Origin of the sequence: Microcoleus sp. POL10_C6 (assembly GCF_036701585.1) — a bacterium.
GTDB lineage: Bacteria > Cyanobacteriota > Cyanobacteriia > Cyanobacteriales > Microcoleaceae > Microcoleus.
In genome coordinates this window covers 54,402-69,095 of sequence record NZ_JAUBRB010000036.1, presented here as the reverse complement: position 1 = coordinate 69,095, position 14,694 = coordinate 54,402, and the positions used below count along the sequence as shown (strand labels likewise).

The 14,694-nt window shown below is 46.2% G+C and carries 9 protein-coding genes; 4 read left to right on the top strand and 5 right to left on the bottom strand.

What is annotated here, in order from left to right; translation table 11 throughout:
* Positions 1 to 405: 405 nt before the first annotated feature.
* Complete coding sequence (locus QUA34_RS19750) at positions 406 to 2,559, bottom strand: polyribonucleotide nucleotidyltransferase (RefSeq protein WP_333388976.1); 2,154 nt, start codon at positions 2,557 to 2,559, stop codon at positions 406 to 408.
* A gap of 447 nt (positions 2,560 to 3,006) precedes the next feature.
* On the opposite strand from QUA34_RS19750, the gene QUA34_RS19745 reads away from it, so the two are divergent.
* Entirely contained in the window at positions 3,007 to 6,369 is a 3,363-nt protein-coding gene (locus tag QUA34_RS19745) for a DEAD/DEAH box helicase (RefSeq protein ID WP_333388975.1), read from the top strand.
* A gap of 220 nt (positions 6,370 to 6,589) precedes the next feature.
* The gene (locus tag QUA34_RS19740) at positions 6,590 to 7,417 is read left to right on the top strand and encodes an SWIM zinc finger family protein (protein WP_333324128.1); all 828 of its coding nucleotides are present in this window, start codon (positions 6,590 to 6,592) and stop codon (positions 7,415 to 7,417) included.
* Between the two features lie 151 nt (positions 7,418 to 7,568).
* On the opposite strand, the gene QUA34_RS19735 is transcribed toward QUA34_RS19740, so the two are convergent.
* Both QUA34_RS19735 and queG read right to left on the bottom strand, forming a co-directional pair.
* Positions 7,569 to 8,207: an HAD-IA family hydrolase gene (locus tag QUA34_RS19735; protein ID WP_333388974.1), complete on the bottom strand. Its 639-nt coding sequence runs from the start codon at positions 8,205 to 8,207 to the stop codon at positions 7,569 to 7,571.
* Between the two features lie 171 nt (positions 8,208 to 8,378).
* Positions 8,379 to 9,344 (bottom strand): tRNA epoxyqueuosine(34) reductase QueG, encoded by a 966-nt coding sequence (queG, locus tag QUA34_RS19730; RefSeq protein ID WP_333388978.1) that lies wholly within the window; start codon positions 9,342 to 9,344, stop codon positions 8,379 to 8,381.
* 207 nt (positions 9,345 to 9,551) lie between these two features.
* On the opposite strand from queG, the gene QUA34_RS19725 reads away from it, so the two are divergent.
* Together QUA34_RS19725 and QUA34_RS19720 are read left to right on the top strand one after the other, a co-directional pair.
* Positions 9,552 to 10,514, top strand: coding sequence for an orange carotenoid protein N-terminal domain-containing protein (locus QUA34_RS19725; protein ID WP_333388973.1), 963 nt, complete (start codon positions 9,552 to 9,554; stop codon positions 10,512 to 10,514).
* Between the two features lie 347 nt (positions 10,515 to 10,861).
* Positions 10,862 to 11,287 carry a nuclear transport factor 2 family protein gene (locus QUA34_RS19720; protein ID WP_333324123.1) on the top strand — a complete coding sequence of 142 codons (426 nt, stop codon included), beginning with the start codon at positions 10,862 to 10,864 and terminating at the stop codon, positions 11,285 to 11,287.
* Between the two features lie 341 nt (positions 11,288 to 11,628).
* Here QUA34_RS19720 and QUA34_RS19715 read toward each other — a convergent pair whose 3' ends face one another.
* Together QUA34_RS19715 and QUA34_RS19710 are read right to left on the bottom strand one after the other, a co-directional pair.
* Positions 11,629 to 12,051, bottom strand: coding sequence for an ATP-binding protein (locus QUA34_RS19715; protein ID WP_006633914.1), 423 nt, complete (start codon positions 12,049 to 12,051; stop codon positions 11,629 to 11,631).
* A gap of 510 nt (positions 12,052 to 12,561) precedes the next feature.
* On the bottom strand, positions 12,562 to 14,235 hold the full coding sequence (locus QUA34_RS19710; protein WP_333388972.1) for a SpoIIE family protein phosphatase: 1,674 nt from the start codon (positions 14,233 to 14,235) through the stop codon (positions 12,562 to 12,564).
* Positions 14,236 to 14,694: the final 459 nt, after the last annotated feature.

The following is a 14,694-nucleotide window of genomic DNA, read 5'->3' as shown; positions in this document are numbered from 1 at the left end:
CTTGCACTTTACTCTCGATCGCACGCTCTCTTAACCCAGCCCACGTAATATGCGCTCGATATATTCAGCAAGCCCTAAATAAGTCTGGTTTCTGGATAGTTTGTTTTTTTTAATATTTATGAGTGATTTAACCGCAGAGGGCGCTGAGGGCGCTGAGAAAGAGGGGAGAGAGATGAATAATTTGAAAGTTTATTTATAGCAACCGCCGAGGGTAAAGTGCGCGACTTTATTAACTTCTACAGCCGATCGCACTTTTGTCGATCTGTCGCTGTCGCGCACCTACTCCCAAATCAATCTGAAACAATCAGATTTCATCTCAATTAGCAATTAAAAATCACTAATCACGAGTTAGCAATTAGCAATTAGCAATTACTCTAAAAGCAATTACCAATTACCAACTCTCAACTATTTATTCAGCGCTTCGCGGGCGGCTACCGCTTCGTCGGGATGAATATTCAAGCGGGTCAAATTAATTCGACCTTTATTGTCAATTTCTCGCACTTTGACAATCACTTCGTCGTTCACAGCTAACTCGTCTTCCACTTTGCCAACGCGGTAGTCCGCTAACTGCGAAATGTGAATCATTCCTTCTTTTCCGGGCAAAATTTCCACAAAAGCGCCGATCGGAATAATTCGAGTTACGCGGCCGACATACACATCTCCTGCATTCAACTTGCGCGTCATGCCTTGGACAATGTTGTAAGCCCGCTGAGCTTTTTCGCTGTCGTTGCCAGCAATTGTCACGGTTCCGTCGTCTTCAATGTCAATTTTGACACCGGTTTCTTCGGTGATGGCTTTGATCGTTTTGCCACCTGGTCCAATTACCAAACCGATAAATTCCGGATCGATTTTCAGGGTTAGCAAACGCGGTGCAAACGGCGACATTTCCTTGCGGGGAGTGTCGATGGTTGCCAGCATTCTTTCTAAAATGTGCAGTCTGGCTGGTTTTGCTTGGCGGATGGCGGTGGCAATCACATCTAAGGGCAAACCTTTGATTTTCATGTCCATCTGCAAAGCAGTAATCCCGGTGTCGGTACCGGCTACTTTAAAGTCCATGTCGCCTAAAAAGTCTTCAATTGCCTGAATGTCAGTCAAAATTCGGACTTCATCGCCTTCTTTAATTAAGCCCATTGCCGCGCCGCTGACGGGTTGGGAAAGGGGAACGCCTGCATCCATTAATGCTAGCGTTGAGGCGCAAACTGAACCCATTGAGGTGGAACCGTCGGAAGAAAGGATTTCGGAAACTACGCGAATCACGTAGGGGAAATCTTCTTTGGATGGCAACACGGGCAGTAAAGCGCGTTCTGCGAGGGCTCCGTGACCGATTTCTCGGCGGCCGGGCGATCGCATCGGCTTGGTTTCTCCTACCGAAAACGGCGGGAAATTGTAGTGATGCAGGTAGCGTTTGTCTTGCTGCGGGTGCAAGTCGTCTCCTAAGTCTTGGGCGTCGCCTGGGGTTCCCAGGGTAGCTGCGGACAAGACTTGGGTTAACCCCCGATTAAACAACGCACAGCCGTGTACTCGCGACGGCAGCACGCCTACGCGACAAGAAACGGGTCGCACCTCGTCTAGCTTGCGACCGTCTACGCGGATGCCATCTTCGAGGATCTGCTTCCGCATCATTTTTTTGGTAACGTCTTTGAAAACGTTGCCGATCGCCTTGCTGTTGGCGCTGGCGGCTAGTTTTACCGGATCGTCTTCGGCAAGTTCGGCGATCGCAGCTTCGACTGCATTTGCCTTAACTTCGTCCAATGCTGCATTCCGTATTGTTTTGTCTTTTTCAAATCTTGACAAAATGATGCGGATGGGTTCTTGGGCGCGATCGCGAATGAAGGTTTCCAGGGCCGAATCTTGCGATGGCCGTTCCTCTACCACCAAATCGATGCCCAATTCGGCCATAATTTCGCGCTGGGCTTGAATCAAGTCACAGGCTGCTTCATAGCCGAAGTCGATCGCCTCAATGATATCCTGTTCGGGCAACTGGTTGGCGCCGGCTTCTACCATGATTACTCCGTCAGGAGAACCAGCTACCACGAGATCCAACTCGCCTTCTCTGATTTCGCTGTAGGTTGGGTTGATGATGAAATCATCTCCTACCAAACCGACTCGCACCGCGGCCATCGGCCCGTAAAATGGCATTTTCGCCAGCAGTATCGCTACGGAAGCGCCAGTCACCGCCAAAACGTCCGGCGGCACTTGTTCGTCCATCGAAACCGTTGTGGCTACAACTTGGATGTCATCTCGCAGCCAGCTTGGAAATAGGGGACGCAGGGGTCGATCGATCAAACGACCCGTCAGAGTCACTTTTTCTGGGGGACGCCCTTCCCGGCGCAAAAATCCACCGGGAATTTTACCGCCAGCGTAGAGTCTCTCTTCGTAATCCACCAACAGGGGCAGGAAATCAATTCCCTCTCTCCCCTGCGATCGAGTCGCTGTCACCAAAACCGCCGTGTCACCCGACTGAATCAAAACTGCACCGCCTGCTTGAGGCGCTAGTAAACCAATCTTCAGTCTAATATCCCGTCCATCGAAGGATATTGACTTGTCTATCTCTACCATGTAGCACTGCTTCCTTATCTACCACATTCTTTCTCTGTCGGGATCGTAACATTACCACAGGATGTTTGAGAGTCCGACGCCAAAAGACAGGGATAATCGCCTCGCGATCGACTGTCCCCGCCTCAATTGTAAGCATTTATACTCGATAATTATTTTTTGCAGTCTGGGCTCGATTCTCCGGTCGATCGTCCGCTAAACGCCTGAAATAGATGGTACTATGAATTTTCGTTTGGGAATTGGGACGTTGAAGGAAGAAGGAACAGGGATTTAGTTATTTAAGTTAGGGAATAAGCCGTAAGGTGTGCCATAAGTACGTAAATATACAGGTTCTACCTAATTCCTATCAGGCTTAAAATATCCTCGGTTTGTTTTAAATAAAATTTTCATAAATCCATATAAATGTAGTAGTCAACATCCCACTTAAATAAAAATATCAGGATTTAAAAAATGGCAATTTTACACGGCAGTTGGGTACTAGAGAATGAAAAAACTGGCTTATTTATTTGGGGAGAAACGTGGCGAAAAATCGGGACAATTGACACCATAGAATCGGGGATAAATCTACCGCATCCCTTAGCAATGACCGAATCGGAATTTAAGACTTTCCTAAATTCCTTGCGGCAGTCGGGAAAACTGGATTGGCAATTACCGGAAACCGCCGAAACTCCACCGGAAAAAAGCAAAAAAACTCGGCGATCGCCCAAAACTCAAAACGCAGCAGAAATTAGCCCACCCAACTCCTCAATTAAAAGGGAAATTCGGGCGATCGCACTTCCCACCCAAATCTCAGAATCGAACGCAACTCTGATGCCGCAGCACTCAGCAGCAGCACTTGAGGAACCGGCAAAAACCGAGGATATTTACCTTTATCCCTGGCAAGTCGAGGGTTTTTGTCTCAACCCTCAAGCAGCTTTTGTTTTCTTGCAATCATTACCGCTTAACAGCACGGAACCCGACTCTTTTGTTGGCTCAGATTTGCGTTTTTGGTCTCATGTTGCTAGGTGGAGTTTGGATTTGTTGGCAAGATGCAAATTTTTGCCTGGATTGGAGAAACAGTCCGACGGTTCTGCTATTGCCAAATGGCAACCGCTGTTAGATAGTTCTACAGATACACTCCGCCTCGCCACTTTTGTCAAGCAAATGCCGACGGCTTGCAGAACATATCAGAAGAAGGAAGAAGGAAGAGGGAAGAAGGAAGAAGGAAGAGGGGAAAAAGCAGAAGGAAGAGGGGAAAAAGCAGAAGGAAGAGGGGAAAAGGAAGAAGAATCCAGTCAATTGCCTTTAGCGGTGGATTTGCCTATGGGGGCGGAGGAATTGGTGTTAGGCTTTTTGAGTAGTATTGTAGATAGTCAAGTGCGATCCTCTTCGAGGGCTGCGCTAACGGCTGGTAGCTCTACTTTAGACATCAAAGCAGTTTCTCCTGTGCGCGACTGGCTGCAAGCTTTGCAGCAGGAATCTGGGATTGTGCAAGTAGAAACAGCAGCATTGGAAAACTTGGCAACCAAGCTTAGTGCTTGGACTGCACCGCTGCAAAACCAATTATCTCAACAAAGTCAATTTCGCACTTGCTTTCAACTCATACCACCAGCGCCCGGTAAAGCCAACTGGAATTTAAATTATTGCTTGCAAGCAGCAGATGAAACCGAATTTTTGGTTGACGCGACAACTGTTTGGAACAACTCAGTCGAGCGTTTGGCTTATGCGGGGCGGACAATAGAATTACCTCAAGAAACTTTGCTCAGCGGCTTGGGTTTAGCCTCGAAACTTTATCCGTTAATTGAACCGAGTTTGCAAGCACAGCGGCCTCAATCTTGCCAATTAAATCCGCTGCAAGCATACGAGTTTATTAAGTCTGTAGCTTGGCGGTTTGCTGATAGCGGGTTGGGCGTAGTTTTGCCGCCGAGTTTGACAAAGACGGATGGTTGGGCGAGTCGTTTGGGTTTGAGCATTCAAGCGGAAACTCCGAAAGTGACTCCGGCGAAAGGTGGGCTGGGATTGCAAAGTCTGCTAAATTTTAAGTGGGAATTGACGATCGGCGGACAGCGCATTTCTAAGGCAGAATTTGACAGATTGACTTCGTTGAATTCGCCTTTGGTGGAAATTAACGGTGAGTGGGTGGAGTTGCGCGCGCCAGATGTGAAAGCGGCTCAAACTTTTTTTGCCAGCCGCAAAGAGCAAATGACTCTTTCTTTGGAGGATGCTTTGCGTTTGGCGTCGGGCGATACTCAGATGATCGAGAAATTGCCTGTGGTGAATTTTGAGGCCACTGGTCAACTTCAGGAATTGTTGAATACTTTGAGCGATAATCAAGCGGTAAGTGCGATCGCAACTCCGGCTAGTTTCCGAGGACAATTGCGGCCTTATCAAGCCCTAGGAGCAGGCTGGTTAGCATTCTTAGAACGTTGGGGTTTGGGTGCTTGTCTCGCGGACGATATGGGATTGGGAAAGTCGATCGAGTTAATTACTTTCCTCCTGCACTTACAAGAACAAAATGCCCTAGAGGCGCCGACATTACTGGTTTGTCCAACATCATTATTAGGTAATTGGGAGCGGGAAGTCAAGAAATTTGGCCCGACGCTGAAAGTGTTAGTTCACCACGGAGACAAACGCGCTAAAGGCAAAGCATTTGCGACGGCAATTAAGGGAAAGGATTTAATCATTACAAGTTACGCGCTGGTATTTCGGGATGCGAAGGAATTTCAAGGCATTAAATGGCAAGGATTGGTTTTGGATGAAGCGCAAAATATTAAAAATTCTGAGGCTAAGCAGTCGCAAGCGGTGCGGCAAATCGAGGCATCTTTTAGAATTGCGCTGACGGGAACTCCGGTGGAAAATAGACTGCAAGAATTGTGGTCTATTTTGGAGTTTCTCAATCCTGGCTATTTGGGGCCGCGCAATTTCTTTCAGCGCCGATTTGCAATTCCGATCGAGAAATACGGAGATAGGGAATCTTTGCAGACTTTGCGATCGCTCGTTCGGCCTTTCATCCTCCGCCGCTTGAAAACTGACAAAGAAATCATCCAAGATTTGCCCGAAAAACAGGAAATGACTGTATTTTGTGGGCTGGCGGGTCAACAGGCGGTCTTATATCAGAAAATAGTCGAAGAGTCAATAGCGGAATTAGAATCAGCCGAAGGTATTCAGCGGCGGGGAATGATTCTGGCTTTGCTGGTAAAACTCAAGCAGCTTTGCAACCATCCGGCTCTTGTGAAAGCAGAAGCTAAGCCGAAAGAATTTGAGATTAAGAGTCAGGAATCGGGGAAATTGCAGCGGTTGGTGGAAATGTTAGAAGAGGTGATCGCTGAGGGCGATCGGGCTTTAATTTTTACTCAATTTGCGGAATGGGGAAAACTCCTGAAACCGCATCTAGAAAAGCATTTAGGGCGAGAAGTTTTGTTTTTGTACGGAGGAATTAGGCAACAGCAGCGGGAAGAAATGATCGATCGCTTCCAGCACGACCCCCAAGGCCCGCCGATTATGATTTTATCTTTAAAAGCTGGCGGCACAGGTTTGAACTTAACCAGAGCAACCCACGTTTTCCACTATGACAGATGGTGGAATCCAGCAGTAGAAAATCAGGCAACTGATCGCGTATTTCGCATCGGTCAAACTCGCAACGTGCAAGTCCACAAATTTGTCTGCACAGGTACGTTAGAGGAGAAAATACACGATATGATCGAAAGTAAGAAAGCTCTAGCCGAACAAGTAGTCAGCGCCGGCGAAAACTGGCTCACCGAGCTAGATACAGACCAACTTCGGAATTTACTAATCCTCGATCGCAATGCTATTATAGAAAGCGAAGAAGAATAATGTATTTAATTTTCTTCGATTTCTAGTGAGGACTTTAGTTGTCAAAAATCAGAGTAATTATACACTCTGACCAAAGAAACCGGGTTTTCTACCAGGATTAAAAGTTATAGTCCAGTTTTTTACTAAAAGACTCGATTTCTGACTCTCATAGATAACTAAAGCTTTCTTCCTTCTTCCTTCTTCCTTCTTCCTTCTTCCTTCTTCCTTCTTCCTTCGGCTTATGATTGACAGAGAATGGTGGACACAACAGTGGTTAGATTTAATCAACACCTATCGCTTCAAAAAGCGCTTAGAACGTGGCTGGCAATATGCGCGCGAAGGTAAAGTTCTCAGCATTAAATTCCCTAACCAAGAAGTAATTGCCGTAGTTCAAGGAACCGATCCCAAACCCTATCAAGTTTCTTTAGGACTCGACACATTGAGCGATGAAGATTGGGATTACGTGATTGAAAATATGTCGCAAAGAGCAGTTTTTTCAGCTAAACTCTTAGCAGGAGAAATGCCGCACAATATTGAAGATGTCTTTGCAGCAGCGGGCAAAACGCTATTTCCGTTAAGTTTATCTGATATTCGATCGCGCTGTAGCTGTCCTGACCCCAAAAACCCTTGCAAACACATCAGTGCAGTATACTACTTATTGGGCGATCGCTTCAGCGAAGACCCCTTCGTACTCTTTCAATTGCGGGGAAGAACCAAAGAGCAAATTTTGACAGCACTTCGTCAAAGACGCGGTACGCAAGGAGAGGAAAATTCTCAACTCAACTCCGGCGAAAATGCCCCCACAGCGAATTCTAAATTACCAAAGGTCGATCGCTTTTGGGAATACAATCAGCAGCTAGAATCATCTTTAGTAGTTATTGTACCCCCACCCAGCAGCGAAACAGTATTAGATATCTTAGGCCCAATTCCCATCGCCACCGACGGAAAAGGAAGCGCTAGTAAATCCTCGCCCGCATCTGACGCACTCAAGCAACATTTTAGCAAAATCTACCAAGCAGTTAGCCAGCAAGCAGTTTTAGCAGCACTAAAACGGGGCGAAGGAGATTAAGATATTTTAATTTTACAGAGGATAATAGAAACTATAGCTGATAACAAATCAGGCTTTAATACCCCTTTTATTCTTTAGTTCCTCTCTGCTGGAACGAGAGTTTGTGTAGAATTGATTTCAACCGAGGAGTCTTACTTTTGGCAATTTCAGTTTACACTTCCCGCAAATTACTCATAATCTCTATCAATTCCTGGGGGCGTTTAATCAAAAAATCGGGATTGTGTGCAGCCAAAGCCTCCTGAGAATTAAAACCCCAAGCTACAGCCATTACCTTAATTCCTGTTTTTCGAGCAGCTTCTATATCTCTAATCTCATCTCCCACATAAACAACTTCTTTAGCATTTATATTTTCTCTTTTTAGCCAGCTATTAATAACTTTATGTTTGCCAAAAGTTGAACCAGAGTAAATAAATGTGAAAGTGTCTTGCAAACCGTTTTTTTCCAGCGATGCCAAGACGTTTTCTCTGGAATTAGATGTGATAATGCCCAGTTGAAATCCCAGTTTTTTTAACTCCAGCAAAACTTCTTTAATTCCCGGAAATAATTGAATGTTGGGAATTTCGCTGCGTAACTCTGCTTTCAACATTCTAATCAACAGCGGGAATTTGAAGATAGAAATGCCAGAATACTGAAGGAGTTGCCAAGAAGTTAAATTGCTCAGTTGAGCGATTTGCTCCTTGGTCGCAGACTTAAAGCCCAATTCTACTGACAAACGGTTGGTGATGCTCAGAAGAATATCGATTGTATCTGCTAAAGTACCGTCAAAATCAAAAATAATTACTTTGGTCATGGGACAATAGCAAATAAGGAACCGGGGATCATACAATTTTAGATTTTAGATTTTAGATTTTAGATGGGGAATGACTTACTGCATAATGTATTGACTATTGGCGCTCCGTACATACCCTAGGTTTATTATCTATAATGTGGCCCCTAAGCACCCTGACGAACATCTCAAATTTTAAGGGTTAATTTGATTGGCTTTGGCATTTCGCCGCAGCATTTCCGGTTTAATGCGCCGCAGCGCCGAAGCTGTAAATCTGCGGTTCCATTCCTCGTCGGAAATGCCGGCTAATTCTGCAAGTGTCGGTGCTATATTTTCAGGATAAGGCTCAAACTCTGCCAAATCAGTTGGTTTAGCAAATCGTTGATTCCAAGGACAAACATCCTGACAAATGTCGCAACCTGCTACCCAACCTTGTAAATTAGATGCAATTTCGTCGGGCAATTTTTCGGCTCGATTCTCGATCGTGTGATAGGCTATACATAGATCGGCATTCACCACAAAAGGCTCAGTAATTGCTCCCGTCGGGCACGCCTCAATGCAGCGAGTACAAGTACCGCAATGTTCCGTATGAGACTCATCCGACGCTAACTCCAAATTAGTCAAGATTTCGCCCAAAAACACCCAAGAACCGTATTCGCGCGAAATTACATTACCATTTTTGGCAATCCAGCCAATCCCGGCACGCTGCGCCCACATTTTATCCTGAACCGGTCCGGTATCAGCATAATACCGCGCTTCAATTCCCTCGCCTTGCGATCGCACCCAATTTGCCAAAACCTTCAGTTTTTTGTGCAACATTCTATGGTAATCCCGCCCCCAACCGTAGCGAGAGATTTTAGCATATTCAACCGCTGCATCGTCCCCCCCCTCGCGCAGGGGATTTTCGGGGCGTTGGTGGGGCGTGTAGTAGTTGATGGCGACACATATTAATGACTGCACCTCTGGCATTATTAATCGAATATCCTGCCGTTTCGGGTTTGCCATCCATGCCATATCCGCCTGATAACCCTTGTCCAGCCAAGCTTGCAATCTTTGTTTTTCTAAATCAAAATCCGCGTCTGTTGAGGCTATCCCCACTTTGTGAAATCCCAACTCAAGGGCTTTTTGCTTAATGCGATCGCTATTAATTGATTTTTTCATCATAAGAAACCAATGCACAATTTGTGCCATAAGTCTAGTAGTTTTAAGAGTAATTTTGGGACAGTATTGATAATTCTTTTACAATCTTTATATTTATAAGTTTGAACTCCAAAATGTCAAAAATGTTACATAATTTAATTTAGGGAGAATTCGATTCGCTAATTCAAGTACGCAAGTAAAACCGACAGCGAATCCCACAGCATACATATGGCAGTTAGTATTCAATCAGCTCAATCTATTTTTTCCAACACCGAGATCGCTAGCGTTGTTCCGGCTACCACGGAAGCGTTCTACAAACTCAGCGTTGAAGACCAACTCGCACTGCTCTGGTATGCCTACACCGAAATGGGCGTTTCCATTACCGCAGCAGCACCGGGAGTAGCAAGCATGGCGCTTGTCGAAGGCATTCTGAGCGAAATCAAGCAAATGTCGCCGGCTGCTCAAAGCAAAACCATGTTTGACCTAGCCAGCAACGCCGACACAACAATTGGCCGGATTTACACTTCTTTGCGCGTCAATACCAAACTCGGTTTCTGGTACGAGTTGGGACAGTTGATGAAACAGGGCCTTGTCGCTCCGATCCCCGCTGGCTATCAAATGTCTCCCGAAGCCACCCAAGTTCTCGAAACCATCAAAAAACTCGATCCGGGTCAACAAATTACCGTACTTCGCAACACAGTAGTTAACATGGGCTATGACCCTGCTTTTAACCAAGAGTACGCCAAACGCTCTGCCCCCCGCAGCACTCCCACCGCTCCAGAAGAGCGGGTAAAAACCACAATTGAGGGTATTAGCGAGCAAACTGTGCTCAGCTACATCGACTACATGAACGCCTTCGACTTCACCCCAGCCGTCGGTTTATTTGCTGAAGAAGGTGCCCTGCAACCACCTTTCCAAAAGCCGATCGTTGGTCGCGACGCTATCCTCAACTATATGCGCGAAGAGTGCATCGGACTGAAAATGATGCCCGAGCGAGGCGTATCGGAACCCGCAGAAGATGGCTACCGCCAAGTGAAAGTCACTGGCAAAGTCGAAACTCCCTGGTTCGGATCGAATGTGGGTATGAACATCGCGTGGCGGTTTTTGCTCGATCCCCAAGGTCAAATTTTCTTTGTGGCGATCGACTTGTTGGCATCTCCTAAAGAATTGCTCAATCTGATGCGTAAATAGAATATTCGGGTTCGGTCTGTCAAACAGACTTGGCCAGAAACCCAGACACCTGAAGGCATCTGGGTTTCTATCATTTTAGATTTTAGATTTTAAATTTTAGATTCAAGAATTGAAGGATGAAAAATGACTGATTGTATCAGGGTTTACAGCTTGGCTACACTTGTATTTTTTGAAAGTAGGATTGATTTTGGTCGAGCGCTCTGAAATCTGCGATCGACGCTCTCCGGTTCCCGATTCCTCCTTTTGTCGGAGAATTATTTTCCTACCCCTACTTATATCTTTTGAGGGATTTGCTGCGACAAAGAGAATGATTACAGTATAATCATTCATTTGAAATCACTTGTTTTATGACCGCAACAACTCGACCTATTTTAACTAACTCTATAAAGATTGCAGGCATCACAATGCCAGGGATACTGCAATATTTTGAAACTTTAAACGCGGGGGATTTTGAAGCGACGGCTAATTTGTTTGCCGATGATGGGGTTCTGCACGCGCCGTTTGAAGATCCAATTATCGGCAGGATTGCGATCGCCACTTATCTAAAAAAAGAAGCACGAGGAATGCAGCTAGAACCCCAGAAAGGTGTCAGCAAAATTTTAGAAGATGGCAATGTGGAAGTTCAGGTCAGCGGCCGGGTGCAAACTTCCGCCTTTGGTGTTAATGTCGGATGGCTGTTCTTGCTCAATTCTGACCAAAAAATCCTTTCTGTTACGGTCAAACTGTTAGCTTCTCCCCAAGAATTGCTAAATCTGCGGTCACATAAGAAATAAGCTGTTTGATAATCTGTTTCAGATTTAAATTGCCTATTTGGGTTTGACCTGTCGATCGCACGTAATAGCTAAAGTCGTGCGATCGCCAGGTTAATCGGCTCTTTATCGCCAGAATCAGGCAGAAACCGGGTTTTTTCCAAATCTTTGGTAAAGTGCCACTCACGGTAGAAAAATCCCGTTTCTGCGGTATTTGTGCGATCGGGACTGTACCCCTACAATCTTACAGTCTCGCCTTGGGCTGACGCTACTGCACGGAAAATTGGCTGTCACCGCAGCGCGTGCGACAGACAGCCAAAGCGAGTCTAAAAGTGCATTGCCAATCATTAATGACTAATGACTAATTAAGATTTTTCCGGCAAACTCGCTTCCAACTTTAGACAGTTGCGACCGTCTATTTGCAAAGTGTAGTCCACCCGATCCATAAGTCTACTCATAATCAGCCAGCCGTAGCCGCTTTCCTGTTTAGCTTCCGGCCTCGGGGGATTGTAAGTATCCATTTCGTAACCTTTACCGTAATCCCAAATTTCTAAACCAATATCCCTATTTTTTAAATTCAAGCGAATTAACACGGGCAAATTGGGTTGATCTTTGTGAGCATGGCGGATCACGTTAGAATAGGCTTCTGCTAACACCAAGCGCAAACGATTCGACTGACGTGGCCAATCGACGTGCTCTCCTAGCTCTACTTCCAAACTGCTCAGCAACCAGTTTTCAACAATTGTTAAAAACCGCAAGTCGCTTGGCACATGAAGCTCAGTATTCATAAAAAAATCCCGTAAGTTTGAAAACCCCTGTGTCTTCACACCAGGTATGAAACACGACGCGCCGAATGGATTCGGCCTCAATACTTGTCGCTACTCGGGGGATACTAGCCTTTTCTGTTTAAAAATCAGGCATTCGTCAGTCGGTAGAAGGCAGAAGTTAAGAGTATAGTTGAAAATTTTTGTTATGGGCTTAAAACCCATTAACAATTGATAATTATACCGAGACTGCAAGCAGCGAGGTATAAAAAATCTGTGTTTCAATCCTTGGCTTTTAAGCGTTGGTTTTTTCTGACGAATGCCTTCTACCTTAACCCTTGACAGGTATTTAATCCCCCAGGAAAGCGATTCAGGAAACTAGCAGCGCCATCGCTGGCTAGGTTTTTTACTGTGGTTTTTGACTGTTGACGATAACGCCGTCTTTTGCAGGACTACCCTATGGGCCGTCAACAAGCAGGGCTTAAGTTTTTTCGGCTCTCACCCCCGACTATGCGTCGGGAGTCGCTGACAGATTCAAAGAACCTCCAGAGAGAGTATGGTTTGGTCGTCTTCCTGAACGGGATTATCGGCTCGGATGTGAGCCAACAAATTGTCCAAGTTGAAAGAACCAGGTTCCTGAATCAAGAGTTGCCAAAGCCCTTCTTGTTGTAGCATAGAACGGGTTGGTACACCCCCTGCTACCGCTTTACTTGTCACGCTAGCTTCAGTAATTCCGTCACTCGTCAGCAGAAATACATCTCCTGACTTTAGTTCGATCGTACCTGCTTTGCCTCTCCAAACTGGTAGTATCCCCAAGGGAATGCCACGAGCTTTCAGGAAATTCGGCTCGACAGGCGTTTTACCGCTAGCGGCTTGAGCTTTCACCTCCGAGTGAGACCACACGATCGGGTAAATGTGACCGGCATTAGCAAAGGCGAGGTGTCCGGTTGACGGAGTGTAACGAGCTACAACCATTGTAATAAAATGGTTGTTGCCGATCAGGTCGTCAGACATAGTGCTATTCATGTTCTGCATAACTTGATCGGGCTCTGGAGAAACTTCTTGGGAAAGTTCCCGCCGCATCACCGAAATCGCGCTGGCCATAAATAGAGCAGCCGGAACTCCCTTACCCGAAACATCTCCCACCGCTATCCAAATATCCCCCTGAGAGTGAACGTAGACTTCAAAAAAGTCGCCGCCAACTTCCCGCGCGGGATAACAGCAAGCTTGCACCCTGACTGTTTCAAAATCCGGCCAACTTTGGCGCAACAAGTTTGTTTGGATTTGGCGAGCCACTTCCAACTCGTTTTGCATCTGCTTGGCTAAATCCAGAGTCCGCTGGTAGAGCTTAGCTTGAGACAGGGCGAGAGCAGCTTGAGCTGCTACACCTTCTATTAACTCTATATCTTCTGCCGACCAAGGGTTAGCGCCGCCAATCTGGCACAAAGCCAGTACCGCCAGCAATTCTTGCTGGTAAGTCAGGGGCACGGCAATCTCAACCGAGTTACCATCCCCCCCACTGTTTGGGTTCACTTGAGTTTGGCGGCTGGCTACGGCTTGAACCAGCAAATTTTCATCAAAAGAAAAGCTACTGGCTTCAGAGGTTTGGGATTGGTAGGGGAAGGTACTTGGCAATAGTCGATCGGCTTCTACCGGCCGCAGCATACAATAGTTGGCCTCAAAAGTTTGACCTACGGTTTGAACAATAGTTTGTACCATACTAGAGTAATCAAGCGACCCGCGAATCACGCTCATTACCTCATTGAACAGAGATTCCTTGCGTAAAGCGCGGCGCAATGCAACGCTGCGCTGCTTGTAGTATTTGTAAGTATCTGAGGCTTGATTGATCACCAATTTGAGTTCTTCTGGATTCCACGGTTTGGTGATGTATTTGAAAACTTGACCTGAGTTGATGGCCTCAACCAAATCTTCAACATCGGTGTATCCCGTTAGCAGAATCCGAATCGTATCGGGAAATCGCTCGACTGTTTTCCCCAAAAACTCGGTGCCATTCATTTCTGGCATCCGCTGGTCAGATATAATCACCGCCATCTCACCCTGTTCGTCTAGAACTTCCAGGGCGCTGAGGGCGCTATCTGCTTTGTAAACCTGAAAGTCGCGTCGAAACGTCCGGTACAATAAATCCAAGTTGTCGGGTTCGTCATCGACTACCATCAGTTTCAGCTTGCTTCCATCTCCCCGACTCATCTTTCTTCCCCCTTGAAAACCCCCACCATAGCTGTAATCAGCAAGGTGGCGGGAGGAAAAGGGGGGCTGGATATATGCAACATATCAGTTACGTCAAGTTGAGTTAAAGAAACCCGTTTTACCTCAAGGTGAGCATTCCTTTCGCACCATCTGTTCGCACAGATGAGAGGCTTTCGATACTGTAACCCGCCTCGGTAGGCCGCTTCAATAGGGAAAATTCCCGAGTCAGCTTTCACGCTGTGATACGAGCAATGATCTTGTTAGCAGTTGGTACTTTTCTAAACACACCAGCATTCAAAACGGCTAATTAATGCTCTGATTGCAGAGTTCTTAACTAGCTGGGCACTGTCCTCGGTGTGAATTTTAACACTTACTACTAAGGCAGGTATTGCTACCTAAGTCTGGTCAACACCGGCTGTATTTCAAGCCCCACTGTACCCGGAGGGTTAGTGGTTGGTT

What these genes read in the sequence shown, in the direction of transcription:
- QUA34_RS19750 (WP_333388976.1), bottom strand. Translation starts at nt 2,559, where the DNA reads ATGGTAGAGATAGACAAGTCAATATCCTTCGATGGACGGGATATTAGA.
- QUA34_RS19745 (WP_333388975.1), top strand. Translation starts at nt 3,007, where the DNA reads ATGGCAATTTTACACGGCAGTTGGGTACTAGAGAATGAAAAAACTGGC.
- QUA34_RS19740 (WP_333324128.1), top strand. Translation starts at nt 6,590, where the DNA reads ATGATTGACAGAGAATGGTGGACACAACAGTGGTTAGATTTAATCAAC.
- QUA34_RS19735 (WP_333388974.1), bottom strand. Translation starts at nt 8,207, where the DNA reads ATGACCAAAGTAATTATTTTTGATTTTGACGGTACTTTAGCAGATACA.
- queG (WP_333388978.1), bottom strand. Translation starts at nt 9,344, where the DNA reads ATGAAAAAATCAATTAATAGCGATCGCATTAAGCAAAAAGCCCTTGAG.
- QUA34_RS19725 (WP_333388973.1), top strand. Translation starts at nt 9,552, where the DNA reads ATGGCAGTTAGTATTCAATCAGCTCAATCTATTTTTTCCAACACCGAG.
- QUA34_RS19720 (WP_333324123.1), top strand. Translation starts at nt 10,862, where the DNA reads ATGACCGCAACAACTCGACCTATTTTAACTAACTCTATAAAGATTGCA.
- QUA34_RS19715 (WP_006633914.1), bottom strand. Translation starts at nt 12,051, where the DNA reads ATGAATACTGAGCTTCATGTGCCAAGCGACTTGCGGTTTTTAACAATT.
- QUA34_RS19710 (WP_333388972.1), bottom strand. Translation starts at nt 14,235, where the DNA reads ATGAGTCGGGGAGATGGAAGCAAGCTGAAACTGATGGTAGTCGATGAC.